Genomic DNA, 26,611 nt, shown 5'->3' with positions numbered 1-26,611 from the left:
TCACTCCCTGACCAGTTCGCCGCCGCCGTCCCGCCAGGCGACGATCCCGCCCGCGAGGCTGCGCACGTCCGGATGGCCGAGCCGCGTCAGCAGCGCCGCATACCCGGCCGACCGCTCGCCCACGGGGCACGCGAGCAGCACCGGGCGGCTCTTGCTGAACGGCAGCCCGTCCCGCACCAGTTCCTCGAACAGCTCGTCCACGATGTTCACCGAGCCCTCGATGTGGAGCGCCGCATACGCGAACGGGCTGCGCAGGTCCACCACGAGCGGGTCCTCCGCCGCGATCCACCGCCGCGCCTCGGCCACGTCGAGCGACACCGCCTTCGCCACCTCGCCGTCGGAGAGCGCGGCCACCGAAGCGCCCCGGGCCTCGGCCCCGAACAGGTCGGGCCGCCGCTTGCGCACGTACCCCAGATAGCTCTCGATCCGGTCGCACACGATGAACACCGCTGTCGCGCGCCGGCCCGACGCCGTCAACTCGGCATCGTAGGGGCGCAGATGGCGCACCGCCCCGAAGTACGCGGCGCCGCCGGTCGGCCCGGAGAGCACCCCGCACCTGCGGGCCAGCGCGAGCATCCCCTCGATGGCCTCGCCCGAGGTCACCGCGTCGATGCGCCCGTACACACCGGGGTCGAACAGCCCCACCTCCTGCACCTCGTCGATGGTGCGGATGCCGGGTACGAAGTCCGACTTGTGCGCGACCAGGCCCACCACCTCGACGTCCGGGTTGTGCGCGCGCAGCACCCGCGCCACCCCGGACGACGAGCCCGCGGTCCCCACGCACGCGACGAAGAAGTCCGGCGCGCGCCCGTCCAGGTCGCGCACGATCTCCGGGCCCGTGCCGGCCGCGTGCGCGTCCGCGTTGCGCGCGTTGAAGTACTGGTCCGTGTGGAGGTAGGCGCTGCCCGGCCGGGACAGCTCCTGGTGGAAGCGGGTCAGCGGATCCTCGGTGTCCATGGGGTCGAGGCACTCGCTGCGCCCCGGCAGCTCCTCGATCTCCGCGCCGAGAAGGAGCAGCAGCTCCTTGATCTCCGGCACCTTCATCCGATTGGTGACGCTCTTGAAGCCGAGGCCGTGCATCCCGGCGATCAGCGCGAGCGCCTTGGCGGTGTTGCCGCTCGACAGCTCCACCAGCATGCTGCCGCGCGCCACCGCGTCGGGCAGCCCGGGGCGCGCCATGTTCCAGGCGGCCCGGTCCTTCACCGAACCGAAGGGGTTGAGCAGTTCGAGCTTCGCGTACAGGTCGACCGAGGCGAGACCGTGCACGGCCGGGTCGATGCGCAACAGGGGCGTGTCGCCGATGATGTCCGTGACGCTGTCGTATCTCATGCCCTCGCCTCTTCCCGCGGGTCGGATCCGGCGCCGGGGGCCGGGGCGGCGACCTCCGGCGGCCGGGGGTGGGTGTCGAGCGGCCAGTAGTGGGTGTCGAGGCGCCACCGCCAGGCGCCCTCGGCGCCCGGGTCCTGCTCGACGGCCACCTTCCGTGCCCTGGGCCGCCGTTGCGCCTCGTGGGCGCCGAAGTCCATGCAGTAGGCGGCGGTGTTGGCGAAGCACAGCAGATCACCGGGGGAGGGGAGGTGGGGCAGGGCCACCAGCCGCTTCGTGATGAGGTCGGACTCCAGGCACAGGTTGCCGAAGAGATAGGCCCCGACCGGCCCCCGCGCGCCCTGCTCTGCCCCGCCGCGCGGCACGAGGAGCGGGTCCACCAGGATGCCGTGGTCCTCCAACGGGCAGTCGCCCGCGTTGAGATCGAGCCGAACGGCCCAGGCGCCGCCGTCCTCCTCCGCGTCCCAGCGCCGCACTTCGAGCACCCGAGCCAGCGTCACACCGCACTGGTCCGCGAGGGCCCTGCCCGGCTCCGCGTACAGGTCGTAGAGGTTCTCGAGCAGCAGGGTCGACAGCGTCCGGCCGAGCGAGGGCGCCCGCATGGAGAGCAGCTCGTCCAGGTAGGCAGGCCCCGTCACCTCGCGGTACCCCGGGTACAGGGACAGGCCCCCGGCCAGGGTGCCGCCCTCGCTGCGCAGGCCGTACCCGTGGTTCCCCCAGGTCAGCGGCGGACGGTCGGCCAGCACCGCGCGGATCAGCTCCGTCGTGTACGACTCCCACTGCCCGGCGTCGGCCAGATAGCTGACGCCGAACCCGCCGCCGATGTCGACCACCCGGGGCCGCAGCCCCCGCGCCCTGCAGGCGTCCATGGCCTTCACGCAGCCCTCCAGTGCGAGGGCCTTCTCGTCGAGGCTGACGGTGTCCAGGTGGTAGCCGACCCCGAGCAGCTCCACGGCGTCACCGCAGCGCTCCACCGCGTCGAGCAGCGCAGGCAGCCCGGCCACCGGTGTGCCGAATCTGCTGCGCCGGGTCAGCCGCCTCACCCCGGAGGAGGGGAAGCCGGAAAGGCGCAGCAGCACCCGCACCGGCCGCAGGGCGTGGGCCCGCACGAGGGCGGCCAGCGCTTCGAGCTCCTCCTGGCCGTCCACGTGGAACGTCACGCCGACGCGGGCCCCGAGCCACCGGAACGCGGGGTCCTTCGGCCCGGTCGCCGCGATGCGCTCAGCGGTGAAGCCGCAGGCCAGCGCGTGCTGCAACTCCTCGACCGACGCCACGTCCACCGACGAGCCGGTCGCCGAGAGCCGCCGCAGCAGCGCGCTCGACGCGGACGCCTTGTGGGCGAAGAAGACCCCGCCCCCGAGCCGGTGGCGGCGCAGCACGGCGTCGAAGCGCGCCGCGTTCTCGGCGATCTGCTCGGGCAGCACGGCGTTGAGCGGTGTGCCGAGCCCGTCGGCGAGCGCGTGCAGGAACGGTGCCGCCCGGGTCAGCGACGCGGCGCGCGGCGCGAGCGCGGGCCGTAGACGGAGCGGATTCGGCTGGTTCTGCGGGCCCCCCACGGCGTACTGACCTCCTGGCTGTGCGGCTGTTCACCACTCGTGATCGGCTGTGTGCCCGATGCAGCCTTTCCAGCGCGCCACGCCTTCATGCAATGAAAACCGTAATCATTCGCTCTGGTGGGAGCGGGTCCCGCGCCGGGACCCGCGCCGGAGGCGCGGCCCGGGGGGCGCTCGGCAGCTGGCATGATCGGAGGCATGGTGGAACGTGTGGTCGCCGCGTGCGACGGGGCATCGAAGGGCAATCCAGGACCGGCGGCGTGGGGCTGGGTCGTGGCCGACGCCGAGGGCAGGCCGGAGCGCTGGGAGGCGGGGCCGCTCGGCACCGCCACCAACAACGTCGCGGAACTGACCGCGCTCGAACAGCTGTTGACCGCCACCGACCCCGCCGTGCCGCTCGAGGTCCGGATGGACTCCCAGTACGCCATGAAGGCCGTCACCGAGTGGCTGCCCGGCTGGAAGCGCAAGGGCTGGAAGACGGCGGCGGGCAAGCCCGTCGCCAACAGGGAGCTGGTCCAGCGCATCGACGACCTGCTGGCGGGCCGCCCCGTCGAGTTCCGCTACGTCCCCGCCCACCAGGTCGGCGGCGACCCGCTCAACGACTTCGCCGACCGCGCGGCCAGCATGGTCGCCCAGCGGCAGGAGGCGGCGGGCAGCGCGTACGGCTCCGATGCCCCGCCGCCGAGCGCGACGGGCGAGGGCTCGGCCGCCGCTGGCCGTGCCCGCCGCACCGGCACCGGTCAGGGGGCCGCGCCCCGCAAGCGCACCGGCTCGGGGGCGGGACGCACCCTCAAGGCCAAGTTCCCCGGCCGCTGCCGCTGCGGCCGCCCCTACGCGGCGGGCGAGGAGATCGCGAAGAACGACGACGGCTGGGGGCATCCGGCCTGCCGTACCGCGACCGCCTGACCGGCTAGGGTTCAGGGGCAGGAGCCAGCGGTACGCGGAGGTGGCAATGCCGGAGCTGTTCGACGTGGTCGACGCGCTGATCGAAAACCACGCCCCGCTCCCGCCCCCGGCCGAGCGCAAGCGGCTCCGCGAGGCGCACGGCCTGAGCCAGGAGCAGGTGGCGAAGGCCCTGCGGGTCCGGCGCGCCACCGTGATGTCCTGGGAGAACGGCAAGACGGAGCCGCGCTCCCCGCAGCGCGAGGCGTACGCCCGCCTCCTGTCCAAACTCGCGGAACGCTACCCCGCGCCCGGCTCTGACGACGCTGCGGCCGCTGCCGCCCCGGGGGCCGCACCCGCGGCCGACGTCGTCTCCGGCGGCGCCGCGGCCACGGATGCCCCGGAGCCCTCACCGGCGGCCGGCCGCGCCTCATCCGCCGCCCCCGCCCCGGGGATCGCACCGGCGGCCGACGCGGTCTCGTCGGCCGCCTCCGCGCCGGAGGCCCCGAAGCCGGACGCCTCCCGGGTGCCGGGCCCCGCCGCCGAGCCGGGCACGGTGCCCGCTGCCCAGCCCCAGCCGGGGGACGCTTCGGCCCCACAGGCCCCACAGGCCCCACAGGCAACGCCTGCCCCACAGCCCCCGCGGCCCGCCGCACAGCGGCGTGGCCGTGCGGTCGCGAGCGGGCGCGCGGCCGGGGCGGACGGCGCCGATCCGCGCTTCGCGCACGGGCCGCTCGCCGTGCTCGACGGCGCGGGGGCCGCGTACTGCGCGGACGGCCTCGTCCTCGACTGCCCGGACCGCGACCTGCCCTCCCTCATCTCCTGGGCCCTGACCGACGCACACCTCGGCGCGCCACGCCTGCACCGGTCGGGCAAGGACGCGGACCCGCTCCTGGTGCTCACCGCGCCCGCGGCGGCCCGTCTTGGCCTGCCCGACGAGCTCGCTGACCGGCGCGCCCTGCGCCTGCCCGAGTCCCACCCCGTGGTCAAGGCGCTCGGCCGCGCCGACTGGCGGCTCACCCGGCGCGGCTTCGGCCCCTGGGCCCGCGTCTACCGGCCCGCAGAGGGCGGCCGCCGCCGCAGCGTCCAGCTCGCGGTGCTCCCGTGGGACGCGCTCGACACCCGCGCCTGGCGCGGCGCGGCCGACCTCCCGCCGGCCGAACTGGCCGCCGCCCTCGGCACGTACGCCTCCCGGGTGCTCACCCCCTGCGGATCCGCCGCCGTCACGGGGCTCGAACTGATGACGGCGCTGCGCCCGCCGACACGCGCCGTCAGGGACCCCTCCGGCGGCTGGGTGTCAGGGCCGCAGCCCGGTTCGCTGACCGAGGCCGTCGCGTGTGCGCCGCCCGAGGCGCCCGACGGCCACCCCGTCCTCGCGTCCCTGTACCCGCCGTTCCACCAGCGCACCCCCGACCAGGTCCTGGACGAGGAGGCGTACCAGTGGTCGCGCCCGCTCACCGACGCCGAGTGCATGAAGCGGTACCTCGTCGGCATCGACGTCAACATGGCGTTCGCCGCCGCAGCGAACCGGCTCAACGTCGGCCTCGGCGGCCCCGAGCACGTCACCGCCCCGGACTTCGACCCTGCCCTGCCCGGCAGTTGGCTGGTCGACCTCTCGCACATCGAGTTCGACCCGCGGCTCCCGAGCCCGTTCACGCCGCACGGCGGCACGCCCGAGGGTCCCGCCTGGTACGCCACCCCGACCGTCGCGTACGCCGTCGAACTCGGCCACCGCGTCGCGCCCGCAGAGGCGTACGTACGGCGCGAGAGCGGCCCCTACCTGGACGCCTGGTACACGCGGCTGCGCGACGCCTACCTCGCCACCATGGCGGAGCTCGGCGTCGACCGGGGCATGGCACCCGCCGAGTTCCTCGACGCGATGGCCGCGCGCGAGGACGCCGACCCGGTGGCCGGCGCGGTCCTCTCCGCGATCAAGGCGACCGTCAAGGGCGGCATCGGCAAGCTGCGCGAACGCCCCAGGGGCGGCGGCTGGCGCCCCGGCGAGCCCTGGCCCGCGCTCGCCCGGCCCACCTGGCGCCCGGACATCCGCGCCGCCGTGATCTCCGCGGCCCGCGTCAACATGCACCGCAAGATGCTCAACCTCGCGAACACGGCGGGCCTCTACCCCGTGGCCATCCTGTCCGACTGCGCCGTCTACCCGTCGGACGGGCCCTCGCCGCTCGACGTGCTGCCGTACACCCCCGAAGGCAAGCCGCTGCCCGGCGGCTTCCGTATCGGCGTCTCGCCCGGGATGGTCAAGCACGAGGGCACCCGCACCACCCTGTGGGCCGAGGGGCTGATCGAGGAGCACGGGCCCGCTCTCAACGTCGCGCGCCACATCAGGTCCGGCCTGGTGAGCGGCGAGGACGACGGGCGGTAGGGGCACATCGATGGGAATCGTCTCGGACAGCCTCGACAGGGCGGCGGCCGCGAACTTCACCCGGCCGCTGCCCAAGTCGGCACAGGCGCAGATGAGGTTTCTGGTACGCGCCGAGAAGGGCACCCGCGCGGTCGCCCGGCTGCTCGGCGTCTCGCAGCGGACCGTCGAGCGGTACGTACGAGGGCAGTTGAAGCGCCCCCGCAAGGATCTCGCGGACCGGCTGGCCGCCGAGGTGCGGCGCCGCTGGCAGCCCCGCGTCCGGGACCGTGCGCGCCGCCAGGCCGCGTCGCAGACCGGCATCGTCATCGAGACCCGCGCCCGCTTCGGCTTCACCGCAGCCCCCGGCACGACGGACGACGCCCGCGTCCGCCAGATCACCCAGGCGCTGCCCCCCGCCTACGCGTCCCGCCTCTTCGAGGCCGAGCGCACGGGCGCCACGGAGCAGCAGCTGCGCGACATCGCGGCGGAGGGCCTCCAGGAGGTCTACTTCAGAGACAACGGCCGCCGGGCCGACGGCCTCCTGGTCGAGTTCACCGACATCGACTACCTGGAACTCGACTACTGACCGCCCTCTGCTGTCCGTCCTCCGGAATCACGTCGGGCGAGGCTGCGCCAGCCGCCGTCGAGCAGATCGAAGGCCCGGTCGATCACCTGGAGGGGATCGCCGTGGGCGGATACATCGACCGTCCCCTCTACGCGCTGCCCGTCTCGCACGTCTGGGAGCACAACCCCACCGTCACCCTACTCGGCGACGCGGCCCACCTCATGCCGCCGCTCGGCGTCGGCGTCAACCTGGCCATGCTCGATGCCGCCGAACTCGCCCTGGCCCTGGCCCGTCACGAGACGGTCGACGACGCCCTGCGCGCCTATGGGAAGACCATGCTGCCCCGCTCCACCGACATGCAGCGCGCGCTCGACGGCCGGGCCGCCGACCTGCTCTCCGGCGAACCGCATGTCCCCGCCGGCGACCCGCACTGACCCCTGCGCACTCCATCGGCGGCGCCGTGGTGCCGCCCCCGGCGCGGCGGCGGCACCACGGTGTGCTCAGCAGGTGGCGGAGGCCGGGAGCCCGCCGTACTGGTCGCCCTTCAGGTAGACCGCGCTGACGTAGCCCTCGGCGAGGCGTACCCACACGTCGTTGGTGTAGCCGTTGTCCGTGATGCTCTGGCCGTGCGTCCAGCAGGAAGCGCCGCGCGGCTCACCCGCGGTGACGTGTCCCGTGATGCTGTACGAAGTGGCCGGTCCGGAGCGGACGTTGGCGTTCTCGTACGGCGTGACCCCGTACGGCAGCCCCGCGGGTGCCGCCTGGGCGGCCGCTGCCCCGGTCGCGAGCAGTCCCGCGGTGATGATGCCGACACCGGTCGCGGCGAGAGCCCTGGTCCTCATGCCCATGATGGTGTTTCCTTCCCCGTTGGTCGTGAGCGCGGCCACCGGCCGCCTCTCCCCTCTGGACGCGCCGCGGGCCGGTTCGGTTCATCCCGCCGTCCGGCGCGTCACGGCCGGGGTACGGCGAATCCCGCCCCGCGCGGATGCGCGGGGCGGGATCCTCGGCAGGGCGGGCGGTGTGCCCGCAGGAGCGGCGGCCCCGGTCAGGGCGCCTTGTTGTAGACGGCCACGTAGTCGATGTCCATCTGCCCGCCGGACACCGTACTGGCGTTGGGCCCGCCACCGAACGCGCCGGGGAAGCCCCCGCCCATCGCCAGGTCGTAGATGATGAAGAAGGGGTGGTCCACCGCCTTCGTCCACGTGTCGGAGTCGACCTGCGTCGAGTTGATCGTGAAGTAGTTCTGCCCGTCCAGGTACCAGCGGATCTGCTCGGGCGACGTCGACCTGTCGATCTGCACCGCGTACGTGTGGTAGTCCGACTGACAGCCGGGGCAGGCGTGTTCGCCGCTTCCGATGCCGGTGGACTCGTTGCACGGGCCGCCCGGGCTCACCCCGCAGTGGAGGGTGCCGAAGACCGAGCTGCGGCCGTTGACGTCCTCCAGGATGTCGACCTCGCCGGACGTCGGCCAGGTCGTGCCCGTGCGCAGCGGCTGCCCGAGCATCCAGAACGCGGGCCAGTAGCCTGCCCCGTTGTCCGTCGTCACGTCGGGCTGCTTGATCGACGACTGCATCATGACGACACCGCCGGGCGGCGCGCCGAACGAGTCGTCCTGCGTCTCCACCCGGCCCGACGTCCAGCCCGCCCCCGGGTCGCTGCCGGAGTGCAGCGCCTTCAGGACGAGGTGGCCGTTGCCGTCGAGGAAAACGTTGTCGGTCGAGTCGGTCATGGTCTCGATCTCACCGGTGCCGAAGCTGCTGCCGGGACCGGTGTCGTACTTCCACGTGCCGGTGTCGAGACCGCTGCCTGACGCACCGTTGAAGTCGTCGCTCCATGTGGTGGTGAAGCCCGCGGGCGGCGCGGGCACGTCCGCAGGCGCGGCCGCGGCGGCCCGGGTGTCGGCGGGCGCCGCTACGGCGCCGTGCGCGGTGACCGTGAGACCGGCGAGGGTCAGCGCACCGGCCGAGAGCCCTACGAGGGTCCGGCGGAACCTGGACCCGCGTGAGCGGCGGCGTGTTGATGGCCTGGGGATGTCTCCAGGGGCCATGGGTTCTCCTGTTCCGTATGAGCCCGTTGTGGGGGTCTGCCCATACACGGTGTACTGCCGGAGACTCCTTCCATCGCCTCTCCTGACGGGGTGGGGGACCGTGCAGGGCGGGGACTCCGACTGAGAGCGCTCTCTCAGCCAGAGAGTTGTCTACCCCCGCCCCGCAGCGCCGTCAAGGCACCCGCCGAGATCGGGACGGCGGACGCCCCGGACGCCGCCCGCCCATGCCCCCGCGGCGGGCCCGGAGCCGCGGAGCGGTGCCTTCCGCTGACGCCGCGTCGGCCCCCGCGGGGGAGTGGCCGCCGGGCGGTGGGGCAGCAGAGAGGGCATGAACGAGCGAGAGGGGCGCGGGCCGGTCGCACGGGGCGCGCACGAGTGTGCGTTCGTGCTCGGCGGCGGCGGTGCGCTCGGCGCGCAAGAAGTGGGCATGCTCCAGGCCCTGTTCGCCGCCGGCATCACACCCGACCTGGTGGTGGGCACGTCCGTGGGGGCCATCAACGGCGCCGCCGTCGCCGCCGATCCGAGCGCGGGCGCCGTGGAGCGGCTGACCGGGCTGTGGACGGGGCTCGGCCGCGCGGGCGTCTTCTCCGGGTCGCTCGCCGACCGGCTCGCCACGGTCGTACGCAGCGGGGGCACCCACCTCTACTCCGCCGACCCGCTGCGCGAACTCCTCGCCGCCCACCTGCCGGTGGAGCACATCGAGGATCTGGCGCTGCCGTTCCAGTGCGTGGCCGCAGGGATCGAGGGCGCGGCCGAGCACTGGTTCACCGAGGGCCCGCTCGCCGACGCCGTGGTGGCGTCCTGCTCGGTGCCCGGGCTGCTGCCGCCCGCGCGGATCGGCGGGCGGCACTACATCGACGGCGGTCTCGTCAACAGCATCCCCGTGGGCCGGGCCGTCGCGCTCGGCGCGAGGACCGTCTACGTCCTCCAGGTCGGACGGATCGAGGCGCCTCTGCGCCCGCCCCGCTACCCCTGGCAGGTGGCGATGGTCTCCTTCGAGATCGCCCGCAGGCACCGCTTCGCCCGGGACATGGCCGACCTGCCGGGCGACGTCACCGTGCACGTCCTGCCCAGCGGGGCGGCCGCCCGCGAGTGGACCCCGGTCGGCCAACTGCGCCACCGGGACTTCGCGCGGACCGCGGAGCGCATCGAGCGGGCGTACGAGGCATCGGCGCGCTATCTGGAGGAGGCCGCGGCCGGCGCTCCTGCGGCGCGGCGGCCGTGACGACGGCCCGCCGCCTGGCCGCCACGGCGCTGTTCGCGGCCCTCATCCCGGTGACCGCCGCGCTGCTGGTGGCCGCGATGGTGTGCACGGGGCCGGTGTCACTGGTCAGGCGCGGCCACTGGCGCACCGCGCGCATCGGCGCGTTCGCGCTGCTCTACCTGGTGGCCGACGTGACCGGTGTGCTCGTCGCCACCGCACACCGGCTGCGCCGTCAGGACCGCTCGGCGGCCCGCGCCGACGGGTGTGCCGACCCCGCCGCGTACGCCCAACTCGACCGGCTGCTCCGCCTGCTGTACCGAGCGGCGACCCGCGCCTTCGGCCTGCGGCTGCACATCACACCGCCGCTGCCCGTCCCCGCAGCGGCGCGGACGCCGGGCGCGACCGGCTCCGGCGCCCCCGGGCCCGTGCTGGTGCTCGCGCGCCACGCGGGGCCAGGCGACTCGTTCCTCGTCGTGCACAGCCTGCTCGCCGGCGCGGGGCTGCGGCCGCACATCGTGCTCAAGCGGATGCTGCGCCTCGACCCCTGCCTCGACATCCTCCTCAGCCGCATGCCGCACTGCTTCGTACCGGCCGCGCACGGGGCCCGCACGGAGCGGGAGATGGCCGCGCTCGCGGCGCGCATGGGGCCCGGCGACGCGCTGGTCCTCTTCCCCGAGGGCGGCAACTTCACCGCACGCCGCCACCGCGGCGCCATCGGCGCGCTGCGCCGCACCGGCCGCCCCGAGAGGGCGGCGCGCGCCGCCGCGATGCCGCACGTCCTCGCGCCGCACACGGCAGGAGTGCTCGCGGTCCTGCGCGCCGCGCCCACCGCCGACGTGGTGTTCGTGGCACACACCGGGCTCGACTGGATCACCTCCGTACGCACGGGCTGGGCGGCGCTGCCGCTGCGGCGGCGCGTCGAGGCCCACTGGTGGCAGGTCCCCGCCGCGCGGATCCCCGCGGGCGACGAGGCCCGCGGCGACTGGCTGTTCGCCCAGTGGGCCCGGGTGGACGCCTGGATAGCGGAGCATGCCGACGCCGCCTGACCCGGGCGCACCCGGCCGGCGATACACCTGACCGAGGGCAACACCTGGCCGGGGCACACCGGCACCGCATTCAATCACGTGTCCCACCGCGGACACCCACGCCCCGGCAACTCTCATTAAATTAGGAATAAATATTGACACCGTGCGTGCGCGGCCACAGTCTTCTCCTGGCCCGCTCGCCCTCCCCGTGCGGCGGGCCCCCCGAGCCACCCCACTCCACCCGCCTCAACCCCGGGAAGGCACCCATGACTTCATCCCGTGCAGGGACGGCCCGCACCCGCCGGCTCGCCGCCGTGCTCGTCGCGGCCGCGCTCGTCGCGGTGGCCGCGCCCGCCGCCCAGGCGTCCGCCGGGCCGCAGGCCGCGCACCCGCCCAAGGCCGTCGCGGCCACCCCGTACATGGGCTGGAACACGTACTACGGGCTCGGTGCCCCCACCGAGCAGCAGGTCGAGAGCGCCGCCAGATACCTCGTCAAGAGCGGCCTGAGCAAGGCCGGTTACGACATCGTCTGGCTGGACGGCGGCTGGCAGGCCGACACCCCGCGCGACGCCTCCGGGCGGCTCGTGGCCAACCCGGAGCGCTTCCCCTCCGGCATCCCCGCCCTGGTGGACCGGCTGCACCGGCTCGGCCTGCGTGTCGGCATCTACACCGACGCGGGGGACTACGACGGCGGCAAGAGCTGCGGACTCGGCAGCCGCGGCCACTACCGCCAGGACGCGCAGCAGTTCGCCGACTGGCAGGTCGACGCCGTCAAGGCCGACTTCCTGTGCGGCATCTCCGAGAAGCTCGACCCGGCCACCGCCTTCGGCGAGTTCAGCGCCGCGATCGCCGCCACCGGCAGACCCATGCTGCTCAACCTCTGCAACCCGCTCACCGACGACTGGGGGGTGCCGCACACCCCGGCGCAGGACGCCCACAACTCGTACACCTTCGGCCCGCGCCTCGCGACCTCCTGGCGCACCGGCACCGACATCGCCTTCGGCACCCCCACCGCGGGGGAGTGGGCCAACGTCCTGCGCAACATGGACGCCAACGCCCAGCACCCGGAGGCCCAGAGCCCCGGCCACTACGGCGACCCCGACTACCTCATCCCCATGCGCACGTTGCCCGACGGCGCGTACGAGCTGAACCAGGAGGAGTCGACCAGCCAGCTGGTGATGTGGGCCGAGATGGCGTCCCCGCTGGTCATCGGCTCCGATCCGCGCACCCTGACCGAGCCGATGCTCGCGACGCTGACCAACCCCGAGATCCTCGCCGTGGACCAGGACCCGCTGGACATCCAGGGCGTACGGGTCGCCACCGACGCCTCGGGCGACACCTACAGCAAGGTCCTCAGCGGGACCGGCAAGCGCGCCGTCGTCCTGCTCAACCGCTCCGACACCGCGCAGCGGCGCACCGTCGACTTCGCCGACGCCGGGCTCGGCGGCCGGGTCGCCGTCAGGGACCTGCGGGCCCGCGTGGACCGCGGCACGCACACCGGCTCGTACACCGTCACGGTACCCGCCCACGGCACCGCCTTCCTCAAGCTCTCCGGCACGGACGCCGCGCCCGGCACGGCCCTCGGCACCACATCGTCCGACGACCCCGCGCTCGTCGCGGACGGCTCGCGCCTGACGGCCTTCACCCGGGCACGGGACGGGTCGCTGCGCGCGCAGGAGGGCCGGGACGGCGCCTGGCACGGCAGGGCCACCGACCTGGGCGGTCCCACCCGCGGCCGGATCAGCGGCGCCCCCGCGGCCTACGGCTCGGCCGGCGGCCGGATCGACGTGTTCGTGCGCGGCACCGACGACGCCGCCTACCGCAGGACGTACGACGGGCGCCGCTGGGGCCGGTGGGAGCGGCTCGGCGGCCGGCTCGCGAGCGCGCCGTCCGTCGCCTACCGCGGGCCGGGGGACTGGACGCTGTTCGCCGCGGAGCCCGACGGGGGAGTGCTCTCCCTCGGCCCTGACGGCACGCACTCCGTGGGCGCCCCCGCGGGCCTTGGCGTCACCGGCCGCCCCGCGGCCGCGGCCGACTCCGCAGGCCGCCTCCACGTCGCGGTGCGCACCGGCGACGACGCCGTCTGGGAGCGGGTGCGGGACGCGTCGGGCACCTGGTCCGCCTGGTCCTCCCTCGGCGGCACGGTCGGCGGTGCCCCCACCCTCGTCGCCACCGGCGACACCGTCCGCCTCTACGCGCGGGCAGCCGACTACACGCTCTGGAAGCGCACCTACACCGCCACGGGCGGCGGCGCCTGGAGCGACTGGTCGAAGAACACCGCCTGGCCGAGCGGCGCCCTCGACGGGGCGCTCGGCGCGGCCGCGGGACCCGGCGGCAAGGTGTTCGCCGCGTACCGCTCCGTCGCCGGACGCGTCCGGGAAACGACGCTCTGACCCGATTCTCCGCCACCGTCGAGAAATAAATTCGTAATTAATATTGACGGTGGCGCTCCGTTCCGACAGCCTGTTCCAGCCGAACGCGGGGGCCCGCGGCCACGGGCGCGGGCCCCCGTCCGTGGGTACCGAAGGAGTCCACCCATGATCGCCACACCGCCAAGCCGCCGCAGGTTCCTCGCCTCAGCGGGCGCGGCCTCAGCCGCCGCCCTGCTGAGCGGATGCGTCACGTCGACCAGCTCCCCCTCGGCCAAGGGCGCGTCGGGCGGCCCGGTGACGCTCCAGTCGAACCTGTCGTCGCCGCAGGCCAAGGCGGCGATGCAGAAGCTCGTCGACGCCTTCGACAAGCGCGGCGGCGCGAAGGCGTCCCTCAACACCGTCGCCTCCGAGACCTTCCGCACCCAGCTGCCGACGTACCTCACCTCCGCCAACCCGCCGGACGTCCTCACCTGGTACCCGGGCTCCGTCGCCGACTCCTACGCCAAGCAGAACCTGCTGCTCGACGTGAGCGACCTGTGGACCGGCGGCGACCTCGCCACCTACTCCGACGCCCAGAAGAAGCTCTGCACGGACTCCGCGGGCAAGCAGGTCTTCGTGCCGGCCTCCTACTACTGGTGGGGCGTGTTCTACCGCAAGTCCCACTTCGCCAAGTGGGGTGTCGAGGAGCCCAGGACCTGGGACGAGTTCCTCGACCTGTGCGACAAGCTCAAGGCGAAGAAGGTCGCCCCCATCGGCCTCGGCGCGGGCAACGGCACCACCTGGGTGGCCTCCTCCTGGTTCGACTACCTCGACATCCGCATCAACGGCGCCCAGTACCACCGCGACCTCCTCGCGGGTAAGCACCGCTTCGACGACCCCGAGGTCCGCCGCGTCTTCGACCGGTGGAGCGAGGCCCTGCCGTACTTCGACCCCAACGGCACCGCCCTCGCCTTCCAGGACGCCACCACCGCCCTCCTCCAGGGCCGTACGGGCATGATGCTGATCGGCACGTTCTTCGCCGACGCCGCACCCGAGGACGCCCTCGACGACATCGACTTCTTCCGCTTCCCGATCATCGACCCCAAGGTCCCGGCCGCCGAAGAGGGCCCCACCGACGGGTACTTCGCCAGCGCCCGCACCCGCCGCAAGAACGAGGTGAAGGAACTCATGCGCTACATGGCGACCGTCGAGGCGCAGGAGACCTACCTCAAGGGCTCGTCGGGCACCGCGATACCCGTCAACCCCAAGGCCAAGGACAGCGGGACACCCCTGGTGAAGAAGGGCCGCGCGCTCATCGAGAACGCCTCCGACATCACCCAGTTCTTCAACCGCGACTCCAGCGACGCGCTCCAGCCCTCCGCCGACACCGCGCTCACCCACTTCCTGTCCAAGCCCAAGGACGTCGGGAGCATCCTCACCACCTGGCAGCGCGACGCCCAGAAGATCTGGAACCAGTGACATGGCGCTCCTGACCGCACCGGCCCGCCGCAGGCGCGCCACCAGGGTGCCGCCCGTCGTCCTCGCCTTCGTCCTGATCCCGCTGCTCGCCGAGGCGTTCTGGGTGTTCTGGCCCGCGATCCAGGGCTTCTACCTCTCCCTCACCGACTGGAACGGCGTCGCCCCCGCGAAGTTCGTCGGACTCGGCAACTTCCGCGAGATGTTCGGCGACAGCGTCTTCCGCACCGCGCTCCTCGACACCGTGCTGTGGCTCGTCCTGTTCGGCGGCCTGTCCGTCGTCCTGGGCCTCGGCGCCGCGCTCCTGCTCCAACAGGAGCGCAGGGGCGTCGGGTTCTACCGCGCCGCGCTGTTCCTGCCCGTCGTCTTCTCGCTCGTCGCCACCGCCCTCGTCTGGCAGGCGATGTACCAGCCCGACGGGCTCATCGACAAGACGCTCGGCGGCCTCGGCCTCGGCAGCTGGACCCACCCCTGGCTCGCCGACCAGAACACCGCCCTGTACGCCGTCATCGTGCCCGCCCTGTGGCGCGAGATCGGCTACGTGATGGTGCTCTACCTCGCCGGGCTCAAGGGCATCGACCCCGCCCTGTACGAGGCGGCCAAGGTCGACGGGGCCAACCGCAGGCAGCTTTTCCGGCACATCACACTGCCCCAGCTCAGCAGCGTCAACGCCGTCGTCGTCTCCGTCGTCGTCATCGACTCGCTGCGCTCCTTCGACGTGGTGTGGGCGCTCACCCGCGGCGGCCCGTACCACTCCTCGGAACTCCTGAGCACCTACATGTACTCCACGGCCTTCCAGTCGCTGCGGCTCGGCTACGGCTCCGCGCTCGCCGTGGTGATCTTCATCCTGGCGTTCGGAGTCATCGTCTCCTACCTCGTCCGCGCCTTCCGGGAGGCCGACTGATGACCGTCACCCACCCCCAGGCGCCCCCGGCCCACAAGCCGGCGGCCCCGCCCGGCAGGGCGGCGCGCCGCGACCCGGCGGCCCGCCGCCGCGCCGCGACCGCGGGCTTCCACACCGGCGCCGTGCTGCTGTCCGCGCTGTGGCTGCTGCCCGTCGCGCTCGTCCTCGTCACCGCCACCCGCTCGTTCGACGACATCGCGGGCAACGGCCTCGGCGCCCTGCCGCGCTCCTTCACCCTGGACGGCTTCGCCCAGGCATGGACGGACGGCGGCCAGGCGAGGGCCCTGCTCAACAGCGTCCTCGTCACCGTGCCCGCCGTCCTGCTCTCGCTGCTGCTCGCCTCCATGGCCGCCTTCGCCCTCAGCCGCTACGACCTGCCGCTGCGCCGCACCGTGCTGCTCGTGATGCTCGCAGGCAACCTGCTGCCCCCGCAGATCCTCCTCGTCCCGGTCTCCAAGCTCACCGAGATGCTCGGCCTGTACGACAGCCTGTACGCCGTCATCGGCGTCCAGGTCGGCTTCGGCGTCGGCTTCTACGTCTTCGTCCTGCACGGCTTCATGCGGTCCATTCCCGCCGAGATCCAGCAGGCCGCCGTCATCGACGGCGCCGGCCCCTGGACGATCTACCGCCGGATCGTCCTCCCGCTGGCCAAGCCCGCGCTCGCCGCGCTCTGCGCCCTGTCGTTCACCTGGATCTTCAACGACCTGCTGTGGTCGATCACCGTGCTGCGCACCGACAGCAGGATGCCCATCACAGCCTCCCTCATCGGCCTCCAGGGCCAGTACGTGTCGGACTGGAACGTCATCGCGGCCGGGTCGGTCATCGCCGCCGCCCCCACCGTGCTCGTGTTCCTGCGGTTCCAGCGCCACTTCGTGGCAGGACTCAACCTCGGAGCGGTCAAGTGACATCGCACGGCCCCTGGACCCTGCGCACCGGCACCACCGTGTACGCGGTCCGCCTCTCGCCCGACGGCCCCTGGCCCGAGCTCGCCGCCTGGGGGCCCGACGGCACCGAGACCGGCCCCTCCCCGCTCGACTGGTCGCACCGCACCCACTTCATCACCCCGGCCGACGCCGCACCCGCCGAGTACATCCCCTACGGACAGCGGCCGTTCACCGGCGCGGACCTCGTCGTCTGCCGCCCGGGGGAGGAGCGCGGCACCTGGTGGACCTTCACCGGAGCCGAGCAGGACGAGGACGGCGGCGGCGCCCAGACGCTGCGGCTCACCTTCACCGACGCACACCTCGGTCTCGCCACCGCCCTGGTCTACGAGACAGTGCCGGGCACCGACGTCGTACGGCGCCGCACCGAACACACCAACACCGGGGGAGAGCCCCTGCGGCTCGAACGGTTCGACTCGGGCGCCGTGACCGTGCCCGTCACCCGCGCCGCCCGCCTCACCTGCCTCACCGGGCAGTGGTCCCGCGAATTCCAGCTCACCCAGGTCGAGCTGGAGCGCGGCCGGTTCGAGATCGGCAGCACCCAGGGCGTACCGGGCCACGCCTACGCGCCGTGGCTCGCCGTGCAGGACGCCGCCGAGCCCGCGGAAGGACCCGCCACCCCCACCTACGGCATCGCCCTCGCCTGGCCGGGCAACTGGCACATCACCGCGGACGCCGAACCCGGCGGCACCGTGCGCGTCAGGGCAGGACGGCTCCCGCACGAGGGCGCCGTGCTCCTCGACCCCGGCGCCACCCTCACCGCCCCCTGGCTCGCCTGCGCGTTCAGCCCCGAAGGGCTCGACGGCCTCGCCCGCGTCTGGCACCACTACGAACGCCGCCTCGCCGGAGAGCGGCTGCACCGCCCCCGCAAGGTCCTCTACAACTCCTGGGAGGCGACAGGATTCGCCGTCGACGCCGCCACCCAGCTCGACCTCGCCCGCACCGCCGCCGGCCTCGGCGCCGAACTCTTCGTCGTGGACGACGGCTGGTTCCCCGGCCGCGACGACGACACCGGCGGACTCGGCGACTGGACCCCAGAACCCACCGCATTCCCCTGCGGGTTCGACGCCTTCATCCGCGAAGTACGCGCCCTCGGCATGGACTTCGGACTCTGGGTGGAACCCGAGGCGATCAGCCCGCGCTCCGCCCTCTACGCCCGGCACCCCGAGTGGGCCTACCGGATCGAAGGCCGCCCCGCCACCCTCGTACGCAACCAGCTGCTGCTCGACCTCGGCCGCCCCGACGTGCAGGAGTTCGTCCTCGCCACCCTCGACCGGCTCCTCGGCGACCACGACATCGCCTACCTCAAGTGGGACATGAACCGGCCGCCGACCGAGCGCGGCAGGCCGGGCGGCGGGCCCCCGGAGACCCAGGACCTCGACGCCGCGCACGTCGCCGGATACCTCCGTGTCCTCGACCACCTGCGCACCCGCCACCCCTCGGTCACCGTGGAGGGCTGCGCGGGCGGTGGCGCCCGCATCGAACACGCCACCCTCGCACGGACCGACGTGGTGTGGCCGAGCGACAACACCGCGCCGCTCGACCGGCTCGCCATCCAGCACGGCTACCTGCACGCCCACGCGCCGCACACCATGAGCTCCTGGGTCACCGACGCGCCCGGCGTCTTCGACCCCAGGCCGCGCTCCCTCGCCTTCCGCTTCGTCACCGCGGCGGCCGGCGTCCTCGGCATCGGCGCCGACCTCAGGCGCTGGAGCCCGCAGCAGCGCGCCGAGGCCGCCGAGTGGATCGCCCGCTACAAGGAGGTCCGCGACACCGTCCACCACGGCGAGGTGCGCACACTCGGCGGACCCGCCGACGCCACCTGCGGCGTCCAGTACGAGCACCCCGGCGGCGGCCGCGTCGTCGTCACGGCCTGGAACACCGGGCCGCTCGACGGCGCGCCCCTCGTCCCCGGGCGGGCCGCCCGGCTGCGCCTGCGCGGCCTCGACCCGGCCGCGCGCTACCGCGACGCACGCACAGGCGCCGCCTACAGCGGCGCCCATCTCACCCACGCGGGACTGCCGTTCGCCTGGACCGGCGCGTACGACGCCGACCTCGTCGTACTGGACAAGGCGGTGGCACCGTGACCCCGGCGGGCGCGCCCGCGCCCCGCCTCGCAGCCGACCCCGAGGAGACGACCCGCCCCATGCACCCCGCAGCACGCTTCACCGACCGGGTCGCCGTCGTCACCGGCGCCGCCTCCGGCATCGGCGCGGCCACCGCGCGCAGACTCGCCGCCGAGGGAGCCGCGGTCGTCCTCGTGGACGTCGCCGAGGAGCGCGGCGCGCACACCGCGGACTCCATCCACGCCGAGGGCGGACGCGCCCTGTTCGCCGCCGCCGACGTCTCCGACCCGGCAGCCTGGGGGCGCGTCGCGGCCGCCGCGCACACCTTCGGCCCCGTCGGCGTCCTCGTCAGCAACGCCTACACCGTCGACGTGGCCCCCGCGGGCGAGATGAGCATCGAGTCCTGGCAGCGCCAGCTCTCCGTCAACCTGACCGGCGGCTTCCTCGGCTTCCGCACCCTCCTGCCCGACCTGCGCGCCCAGCACGGAGCGGTCGTGCTGACCTCCTCCGTCCACGCCCACAAGGGCATCCCGGGCCACCCCGCCTACGCCGCCTCCAAGGGCGCCCTGCTCTCCCTGAGCGGGCAGCTCGCCGTCGAGTACGGCCCCGACGTCCGCGTCAACGCCGTACTGCCCGGGCCCATCCTCACCGCGGCCTGGGACCGGGTCCCCGAGGAGGACCGCGCCCGCAGCGTCGCGGAGACCGCGGCGGGCCGCTTCGGCACCCCCGACGAGGTCGCCGCGGCCATCGCGTTCCTCGCCGCCGACGAGGCCGGGTACGTCACCGGGGCGAGCCTCCTCGTCGACGGCGGCTGGAGCGTCGTCAAGGCATCGGCCTGAACGGGCCCCCGGCGTACGCGCGCCCGGGCGCGCGAGAGCCTGGGACGAGACAGCGGTGGCCCGCCACCCGCCGGTCGACCGCCGGCCCCGCGGACCCACCACCACGAGCAGCAGAAAGGCAGAGAGCGACATGACGCCATACGCGCGCCGCGGAGTGCACGGGCAGACCGTGGAGACACTCGCGCGGCGGGTCCTGAGCGGAGAGCTGCCCGAGGGGTCGGTACTCGACCTCGGGGCGCTGCGGGACGAACTGGACGTCAGTCTGACCGCCCTGCGCGAATCCCTGAAGGTCCTCGCCGCCAAGGGCATGGTCGACGCCCGGCAGAAACGCGGCACGTACATCACCGCGCGCTCCGACTGGAACCTCCTCGACGCGGACGTGCTGCGCTGGCAGTTCGCCGGCTCCACCGACGCGGGCGCCGACCTCGCACTGCTGCGCAACCTCGGCGAGGTCCGCGGCATCGTCGAGCCCGCCGCCGCCCGCCTGGCCGCCGCCCGGCGCGACGACACCGACCTCGCCGCGCTCGACGCGGCCATCGATGCCATGGCGGCGGAGAGCGGCGGCCGCCCGGCCGCCGCCGTCGAGGCCGACCTCTCCTTCCACCGCGCCCTGCTGCGGGCCACCCACAACGAACTCCTCGAACGCATGGAGATGGTCATCGAGTCCGGCCTCGCCCACCGCGACGAGATCGTCCACTCCTCGCCGCACGGGGAGGACCCGGTCCCCAGCCACCGCGCCGTGCTCGACGCCGTGCGCGACGGCGAAGGCGACCGCGCGGAACACGCCATGCGCGCCCTGCTCGAACAGGCCCTGCGGGACCTCCACAAGGTCCACCGCGACGCGGCCGCCCCCACGAAACCCCCGAAGAAGGGTGACGAGACCCGGTGAAGATCGTCCGAATCGAGACGTTCCTCGTACCGCCCCGCTGGCTGTTCTGCCGGGTCGAGACGGACGAAGGACTCGTCGGCTGGGGCGAACCCGTCGTCGAGGGCAGGGCCGAGGTCGTACGCTCCGCCGTCGACGTCCTGGCCGAACACCTCCTCGGGCAGGACCCGCTGCGCATCGAGGACCACTGGCAGGTGATGACCAAGGGCGGCTTCTACCGCGGCGGCCCCGTCCTGTCCAGCGCCGTCGCCGGGCTCGACCAGGCCCTGTGGGACATCGCGGGCAAGGCGTACGAGGCACCCGTCCACGCCCTGCTCGGCGGGCCCGTGCGCGACCGCGTACGCGTCTACGCCTGGGTCGGCGGCGACGACCCCTCCCGCATCCGCGAAGAGGTCACCGCGCAGGTCGAGGCGGGCTTCACCGCCGTCAAGATGAACGCGGCCGGCCGCACCCCGCCGATGACCACCCCCGCGCAGACCGCCGGCATCGTCGCGCGGGTCGCCGCGGCCCGCGAGGCGCTCGGCCCCGACCGGGACGTCGCCGTCGACTTCCACGGCCGCTTCACCGTCGCGGGCGCCCGCCGCGTCCTCGGCGAACTCGGCCCGCTCCACCCGCTGTTCGTCGAGGAGCCGCTGCTGCCCGAGCACGGCCACGCCCTGCCCGCCCTCGTCGCGGCGAGCCCCGTCCCCATCGCGACCGGCGAACGCCTCTACGGCAGAGCCGAGTTCCTGCCCGCACTCGCCGCGGGCATCGCGGTCGCCCAGCCCGATCTCTCGCACGCGGGCGGCATCTCCGAGGTGCACCGCATCGCCTCGCTCGCCGACGTGTACGGAGCCCAGCTGGCGCCGCACTGCCCGCTCGGCCCGATCGCGCTGGCCGCCAGCCTCCAAGTGGCCTTCGCCACGCCCAACTTCCTCATCCAGGAGCAGAGCAGGGGCATCCACTACAACAAGGAGGCCGACCTGCTCTCGTACCTCGTCGACACCGAGCCCTTCCGCTTCGAGGACGGGCACGCCCACAGGACCGCGGCGCCCGGACTCGGCGTCACCGTCGACGAGGCGGCCGTGCGCGCGGCCGACCGTACGGGGCACAGCTGGCGCAACCCCGTGTGGCGCCACCCCGACGGATCGTTCGCGGAATGGTGAGGGCCGCACGGCCCGTGGGCCCCCGCGTCACCACCGACCCGGACCACGGCGGGCGCTGGACCTCCCTGACCGCCCACGGCCGCGACTGGCTCTGGCACCGGCAGGAGCCCGCACGCGCCGGAGCACGCCCCGGGGCGCCGTTCGCCGACGCGGGCGGCCTTGAGGAGTGCGTACCGACCGTGCGCGGCCTGCCCGACCACGGCGACGCCTGGAGCAGGGCCTGGCGGCAGGACCCGGACGGCACGCACACGGTGGCATGCCCCGACTTCCACCTCGCCCGGCGCATCCGCACCACCGCGGCCGGGACCGTCGCCGACTACCGGCTCACCGCGCGCCCCGGCTACCGCTTCGTCTGGGCCGCCCACGCCCTGCTCGACCTCTCCGAGCAGGCCCGCGTGGAGCTCCCCGACGGCACGCCCCTGCGGCTCTACCCCGACGAGGGCCCCTGCTGGGTGCGCGGCCACTGGCCCGCGCCCGCAGGGATCCCGCTGGACCGGCTCGGCCCGGCGGACGGGACCGCCGTCGGCGCCGTCGCCGAGACCCACGAGGCGTCCGTCCACGACGGCCCCGACACCCTGACCCTGCGCGTCGAGGCCGAGGGCGTCCCCGTGTCCGTCGCCCTCTGGCGCAACCTCGGCGGCTTCCCCCGCGGCGCCCCCTACCGCTCCGTCGGCGTCGAGCCCATGCTGGGCCGCGTCTTCGACCGCGAGGGGGCCGCACCAGGCGACACCGCCCGCGTGCCGGACACCGGCGAGCTGCGCTGGCGGCTCACCGCCACCGCGACCCGCCGCACGGACCCGGGCCTGTGAGCCCGCGGACCGCGCCCGTGCCGCCGCACCTCCCCCACCCGATCACCCACCGCCGTAAGGACCAGCCCCAGTGGACCTGTTGACCGCGCTGCGCACCCACCGCATCCTCGCCATCGTCCGGGGCGGCGACCCGGACGCCGCGCTCGCCGCGGTGCTCGCCCTCGCCGACGAGGGCGTCCGCCTCATCGAGATCTCCCTGTCGGGCAGCGACGCGCTCGGCGTCCTCGCCCGCGCCCGCGCCGCACTCGGCCCCGGCGCCGCACTCGGCTCTGGCACCGTGCTCACGGCCGACGACGCCCACGCCGCCCACCGCGCGGGGGCCGACTTCGTCGTCACCCCCGGCCTCGGCGACGGCGTCGGCGCCGCCCGCGCCCTCGGCCTGCCCGTGCTCGCCGGTGTGATGACACCCACCGAGATCATCACGGCCCAGCGCCTCGGCGCCGCGGCGCTGAAACTCTTCCCCGCCTCGGAAGCGGGCGGGCCCGGATACCTCAAGGCACTGTCGGGGCCGTTCCCCACCGCGCCGTTCGTGCCCGTCGGGGGAGTGGGCGCCGAGGAGGCCGCCGCGTACCTGGACCGCGGCGCCGCGGCGGTCGGCGTCGGCTCGCCGCTCGTCGGCGACGCCGCGGACGGCGGCAGCACCGACGCGCTGCGCGCCCGCGCCCGTGCCTTCCTCGACGTCGTACGCCCGTACACCCGGGACGCCGGATGACCCCGCGGCCGCCGGCCGGGACCGGGCCCGTCGTCTGCCTGGGCGAGACCATGGCCGCCATGGCCCCTGAACCGGTCGGCGCACTCGAAAGCGCCGGCCTGCTCCGCGTCGACGTCGCGGGCGCCGAGTCCAACGTCGCCGTCTACCTCGCCGACCACGGCATACCCGCGCGCTGGGTCTCCGCGCTCGGCGACGACCCCTTCGGCCGCCTCGTGAAGCGGCACGTCGCCGCAGGCGGCGTCGACGTCAGCGGCGTAAGGACCGACCCGCTGCGCCCCACCGGCCTGCTGTTCAAGGACCCGGGCCCCGACTCGACCCGCGTCCACTACTACCGGGGGGACTCCGCGGCCGCCGCGCTCGGCCCCGGCCTGCTCGCCGACGGCGCCCTCGGCGGCGCACGGCTGCTGCACCTCACCGGCATCACCCCCGCGCTCTCGCCGTCCTGCCGCGCCCTCGTGGAGGCGGCACTGGCCGACGACCGCCCCTGGCCCGTCAGCTTCGACGTCAACCACAGGCCCGCCCTGTGGACCGGCGCGCCCGAGCCGGCCTCCGACGTGCTGCGCACCCTCGCGGACCGCGCCGACCTCGTCTTCGTCGGCCTCGACGAGGCGCGCGCCCTGTGGGGCGCAGGGCTCACCCCGGACGGCGTACGCGCCCTGCTGCCGCGCCCCGGCACCCTCGTCGTCAAGGACGGCGACCGCGCCGCGACCGCCTACACCCCGGACGGCCGCCACACCGTCCGCGCGCCCCGCGTCGACGTCGTCGAACCCGTCGGCGCAGGCGACGCGTTCGCCGCCGGATACCTCGCAGGCGTGCTGCGCGGCGACGGCCCCGTACCCGCCCTGCGCCGCGGCCACCTCACCGCTGCCTCCGCGCTGCGTGTCACCGGGGACCACGGCACCCTGCCGCCGCCCGACACCACCGCACGGCTGCTGGCCGCCGACCCCGCCACCTGGACCGCCCACTGAACCCGGGCCCCCACGCACCATTTCCTTCCGCACGGCATTCCCTGAGGAGGCACCACCATGACCTCTCACGACCCGCTGACGCCGGAACACCGCCCCCGCCCGCCCCACGGCCCCAGCAGGCGCGGCTTCCTCGCCGCCGCCGGGCTCGGTGCCCTCGCCACGGCCGGCCTGCCCGCCTTCACCGCGACGGCCGCCCCGCGCCGCCCCGACGGCGACCCCCGCGTCCCCGAGGACCGCGCCCTGACCCTCTGGTACCGGGAGCCCGCCGACCCCGCCGACATGATCCAGACGGCGCTGCCCGTCGGGAACGGCCGCATCGGCGCCCTCGTCGGCGGCGACCCCGCCGCCGACCTGCTCTACGTCACCGACGGCACGCTCTGGACCGGCGGACTCAACGATACCCTGGACGACGACGGCCAGTTTCCCTACGAGCGCGTCGAGTTCGGCTCCCTCACCCAGCTGGCCCACCTCACGGTCGCCGTCCCCGCCCACACCGCCGACCGGATCACGGACTACCGCCGCACCCTCGACCTCAGCAACGGCCTCGTCACCGCCTCCTACACCCACGACGGCGTGGCCTACCGGCGCGAGGTCTACGCGAGCCACCCCGACAACGTCCTCGTCCTCAGCCTCACCCAGAGCGGCGGCGGCCACTACACCGGCACGGTCGATCTCGCAGGCACCCACGGCGAACACACCGCGGCGGTCACAGGAAGCGGACCAGCGGAAGGCCCCCTCGCCACCTTCGAGGCCGCCTTCGCCAACGGCCTCGCCTACGCGTCGGCCGTCACCGCCACCACCACCCGCGGCACCGTCGCCGTCAGCGGCGGCCGGCTCACCTTCACCGACTGCGCCGACCTCACCGTCGTGTTCTGCGGCGGCACCGACTACGCGCCCGACCCCGCCCACGGCTACCGCGACCCGGCGGCCGACCCCGCAGCCCTCGCCGCCCGCACCGCACGGGCCGCGGCCCGCGTGCCGCACACCGCGCTGCGCGCCACCCATGTCGCCGACCACCGGCGGCTGTTCGACGGCCTCTCCCTCTCGCTCGGCACCTCCGACGCCCGCCTGAGAGCCCTCGACACACCGAGCCGCCTCGCCGCCCGCGCCGCCGACGGCGCCACACCCGACCCCGAACTGGAGGCGGCCTACTACCACTTCGGCCGCTACCTGCTGATCGCCTCCTCCCGCGACAGCGTCCCTGCCGGCCTCCAGGGCCTCTGGCTCGACGGCAACGACCCGGACTGGATGGGCGACTACCACACCGACATCAACATCGAGATGAACTACTGGCTGCCCGACCGGGCGGGTCTGCCCACCGCGTTCGACGCGTTCACCGACTACTGCCTCAGCCAGCTGCCGTCCTGGACCGACGTCACCGCGCGGACCTTCAACGACCCCCGCAACCGCTTCCGCAACTCCACCGGCAAGGTCGCGGGCTGGGCCGTCGCCTTCTCGACCAACATCCACGGCGGCTCCGGCTGGTGGTGGCACCCCGCCGCCAACGCCTGGCTCGCCAACACCCTCTTCGACCACTACGCCTACACCGCCGACACCCGGCACCTCGAACGCATCTACCCCCTCCTCAAGGGCGCCTGCGCGTTCTGGGCCGCACGCCTCGTCACCACCACCGTCGACGACCCCGACGCCCCCGGCGGCCGCCGCGACGTCCTCGTCGACGACAAGGACTGGTCACCCGAGCAGGGCCCCCAGGACGGCATCGGCAACACCTACGCGCAGGAACTCGTGTGGGCCCTGTTCGGCAACTACCTCACCGCCAGCCGCGACCTCGGCCGCGACCGCGCGTACGCCCGGACCGTCGCCGCGCTCCGCGACCGCCTCTACCTCCCGCGCGTCAGCCCCACGACGGGCCGGCTCGAGGAGTGGATGTCGCCCGACGACCTCGGCGAGACCGAACATCGCCATCTCTCCCCGCTCATCGGCCTGTTCCCCGGCGACCGCATCCGGCAGGACGGCACGCCCGAGGACATCCTCACCGGCGTGCGCAACCTCCTCACCGCCCGCGGCATGAACAGCTACGGCTGGGCCAACGCCTGGCGCGCCCTGTGCTGGGCCAGGCTGGGCGAGGGCGAGACCGCCTACCGCCTCGTCACCACCAACCTCCGCCCCTCGACGGACAACAGCAACGGCACCGCCCGGAACCTGTTCGACATCTACCAGGTCGACGCCGACCGCAGCATCTTCCAGATCGACGCCAACTTCGGTACGCCCGCGGCCGTCACCGAGATGCTCGTACGCTCGCGGCCCGGCCGTGTCGACCTGCTGCCCGCCCTCCCGTCGGCATGGGCCGCCGCAGGGCACATCAGCGGCGTCGGCGTGCGGGGCGGCTTCGTCCTCGACCTGGCCTGGCGCGCCGGCCGCGTCACCACGGCCGTGCTGCGCAGCGTCGGCGGCCGCACGACCACCGTCGCCGCCCACGGGCGGACCCGTACGGTGCGCCTCGCGCCCGGCGGCTCCACCACCCTGCACGGCCTCGGCGCCGGGCACTGATCCGGCGCGTCCCGTCCCCGGCGCCCGGCCGGGGACGGGACG

At 74.4% G+C, this 26,611-nt stretch carries 21 protein-coding genes and 1 pseudogene; 18 read left to right on the top strand and 4 right to left on the bottom strand.

From position 1 onward, the window contains the following. A complete protein-coding gene (locus AB0910_RS28810) occupies nt 1-1,329 on the bottom strand; it encodes a pyridoxal-phosphate dependent enzyme (protein ID WP_366747590.1) in 1,329 nt (442 codons plus the stop codon). Then, complete coding sequence (locus AB0910_RS28805; protein ID WP_366747589.1) at nt 1,326-2,882, bottom strand: Y4yA family PLP-dependent enzyme; 1,557 nt, start codon at nt 2,880-2,882, stop codon at nt 1,326-1,328. The genes AB0910_RS28810 and AB0910_RS28805 overlap by 4 nt, the downstream gene beginning before the upstream one ends. Before the next feature lie 183 nt (nt 2,883-3,065). Here AB0910_RS28805 and AB0910_RS28800 point away from each other — a divergent pair, with 183 nt between their 5' ends. From AB0910_RS28800 to AB0910_RS28785, 4 genes and pseudogenes are all read left to right on the top strand, one after another. Continuing rightward, the gene (locus AB0910_RS28800; RefSeq protein WP_366747588.1) at nt 3,066-3,785 is read left to right on the top strand and encodes a ribonuclease H; all 720 of its coding nucleotides are present in this window, start codon (nt 3,066-3,068) and stop codon (nt 3,783-3,785) included. Between the two features lie 46 nt (nt 3,786-3,831). Next, the gene (locus AB0910_RS28795) at nt 3,832-6,141 is read left to right on the top strand and encodes a helix-turn-helix transcriptional regulator (protein WP_366747587.1); all 2,310 of its coding nucleotides are present in this window, start codon (nt 3,832-3,834) and stop codon (nt 6,139-6,141) included. Between the two features lie 10 nt (nt 6,142-6,151). Further along, nucleotides 6,152-6,706, top strand: coding sequence for an XRE family transcriptional regulator (locus tag AB0910_RS28790; protein WP_366747586.1), 555 nt, complete (start codon nt 6,152-6,154; stop codon nt 6,704-6,706). A gap of 110 nt (nt 6,707-6,816) precedes the next feature. Beyond that, a pseudogene (locus tag AB0910_RS28785) lies at nt 6,817-7,119 on the top strand (FAD-dependent monooxygenase); the annotation flags it as partial. A gap of 66 nt (nt 7,120-7,185) precedes the next feature. Here AB0910_RS28785 and AB0910_RS28780 read toward each other — a convergent pair. After that, nucleotides 7,186-7,527, bottom strand: a complete 342-nt coding sequence (locus AB0910_RS28780) for an SH3 domain-containing protein (RefSeq protein ID WP_366747585.1) — start codon at nt 7,525-7,527, stop codon at nt 7,186-7,188. A 203-nt stretch (nt 7,528-7,730) separates the two neighbouring features. Continuing rightward, on the bottom strand, nt 7,731-8,732 hold the full coding sequence (locus AB0910_RS28775) for a glycoside hydrolase family 16 protein (protein ID WP_366747584.1): 1,002 nt from the start codon (nt 8,730-8,732) through the stop codon (nt 7,731-7,733). A gap of 328 nt (nt 8,733-9,060) precedes the next feature. Here AB0910_RS28775 and AB0910_RS28770 point away from each other — a divergent pair, with 328 nt between their 5' ends. The 14 genes from AB0910_RS28770 to AB0910_RS28705 all read left to right on the top strand — a co-directional run bounded on the left by AB0910_RS28770 (nt 9,061) and on the right by AB0910_RS28705 (nt 26,569). Then, nucleotides 9,061-9,957 carry a patatin-like phospholipase family protein gene (locus tag AB0910_RS28770; RefSeq protein ID WP_366747583.1) on the top strand — a complete coding sequence of 299 codons (897 nt, stop codon included), beginning with the start codon at nt 9,061-9,063 and terminating at the stop codon, nt 9,955-9,957. Continuing rightward, nucleotides 9,954-10,982, top strand: a complete 1,029-nt coding sequence (locus tag AB0910_RS28765; protein WP_366747582.1) for a 1-acyl-sn-glycerol-3-phosphate acyltransferase — start codon at nt 9,954-9,956, stop codon at nt 10,980-10,982. The genes AB0910_RS28770 and AB0910_RS28765 overlap by 4 nt, the downstream gene beginning before the upstream one ends. A 245-nt stretch (nt 10,983-11,227) precedes the next feature. Next, nucleotides 11,228-13,354, top strand: coding sequence for a glycoside hydrolase family 27 protein (locus tag AB0910_RS28760; protein WP_366747581.1), 2,127 nt, complete (start codon nt 11,228-11,230; stop codon nt 13,352-13,354). Nucleotides 13,355-13,498: 144 nt separating this feature from the next. After that, nucleotides 13,499-14,791 (top strand): ABC transporter substrate-binding protein, encoded by a 1,293-nt coding sequence (locus AB0910_RS28755; RefSeq protein ID WP_366747580.1) that lies wholly within the window; start codon nt 13,499-13,501, stop codon nt 14,789-14,791. Nucleotide 14,792: 1 nt separating this feature from the next. Next, on the top strand, nt 14,793-15,692 hold the full coding sequence (locus AB0910_RS28750) for a sugar ABC transporter permease (RefSeq protein ID WP_366747579.1): 900 nt from the start codon (nt 14,793-14,795) through the stop codon (nt 15,690-15,692). After that, the gene (locus tag AB0910_RS28745) at nt 15,692-16,597 is read left to right on the top strand and encodes a carbohydrate ABC transporter permease (RefSeq protein ID WP_366747578.1); all 906 of its coding nucleotides are present in this window, start codon (nt 15,692-15,694) and stop codon (nt 16,595-16,597) included. The genes AB0910_RS28750 and AB0910_RS28745 overlap by 1 nt, the downstream gene beginning before the upstream one ends. Continuing rightward, nucleotides 16,594-18,720, top strand: coding sequence for an alpha-galactosidase (locus AB0910_RS28740; RefSeq protein WP_366747577.1), 2,127 nt, complete (start codon nt 16,594-16,596; stop codon nt 18,718-18,720). Before AB0910_RS28745 ends, AB0910_RS28740 begins: the two co-directional genes overlap by 4 nt. Before the next feature lie 59 nt (nt 18,721-18,779). Then, on the top strand, nt 18,780-19,538 hold the full coding sequence (locus AB0910_RS28735) for an SDR family NAD(P)-dependent oxidoreductase (RefSeq protein ID WP_366747602.1): 759 nt from the start codon (nt 18,780-18,782) through the stop codon (nt 19,536-19,538). Between the two features lie 130 nt (nt 19,539-19,668). Then, nucleotides 19,669-20,427, top strand: a complete 759-nt coding sequence (locus AB0910_RS28730) for an FCD domain-containing protein (protein ID WP_366747576.1) — start codon at nt 19,669-19,671, stop codon at nt 20,425-20,427. Further along, entirely contained in the window at nt 20,424-21,569 is a 1,146-nt protein-coding gene (gene dgoD / locus AB0910_RS28725) for a galactonate dehydratase (protein WP_366747575.1), read from the top strand. The genes AB0910_RS28730 and dgoD overlap by 4 nt, the downstream gene beginning before the upstream one ends. After that, nucleotides 21,563-22,378 carry a hypothetical protein gene (locus AB0910_RS28720; protein ID WP_366747574.1) on the top strand — a complete coding sequence of 272 codons (816 nt, stop codon included), beginning with the start codon at nt 21,563-21,565 and terminating at the stop codon, nt 22,376-22,378. Before dgoD ends, AB0910_RS28720 begins: the two co-directional genes overlap by 7 nt. Before the next feature lie 70 nt (nt 22,379-22,448). After that, complete coding sequence (locus AB0910_RS28715; RefSeq protein ID WP_366747573.1) at nt 22,449-23,090, top strand: bifunctional 4-hydroxy-2-oxoglutarate aldolase/2-dehydro-3-deoxy-phosphogluconate aldolase; 642 nt, start codon at nt 22,449-22,451, stop codon at nt 23,088-23,090. Continuing rightward, the gene (locus AB0910_RS28710) at nt 23,087-24,058 is read left to right on the top strand and encodes a sugar kinase (protein ID WP_366747572.1); all 972 of its coding nucleotides are present in this window, start codon (nt 23,087-23,089) and stop codon (nt 24,056-24,058) included. Before AB0910_RS28715 ends, AB0910_RS28710 begins: the two co-directional genes overlap by 4 nt. A 57-nt stretch (nt 24,059-24,115) precedes the next feature. Then, nucleotides 24,116-26,569: a glycoside hydrolase N-terminal domain-containing protein gene (locus AB0910_RS28705; RefSeq protein WP_366747571.1), complete on the top strand. Its 2,454-nt coding sequence runs from the start codon at nt 24,116-24,118 to the stop codon at nt 26,567-26,569. Nucleotides 26,570-26,611: the final 42 nt, after the last annotated feature.

This window comes from Streptomyces sp. NPDC047002 (assembly GCF_040704505.1).
Lineage (GTDB): Bacteria > Actinomycetota > Actinomycetes > Streptomycetales > Streptomycetaceae > Streptomyces.
The sequence above is the reverse complement of the archived record's forward strand: the minus strand, read 5'-3'. Positions and strand labels throughout refer to the sequence as shown.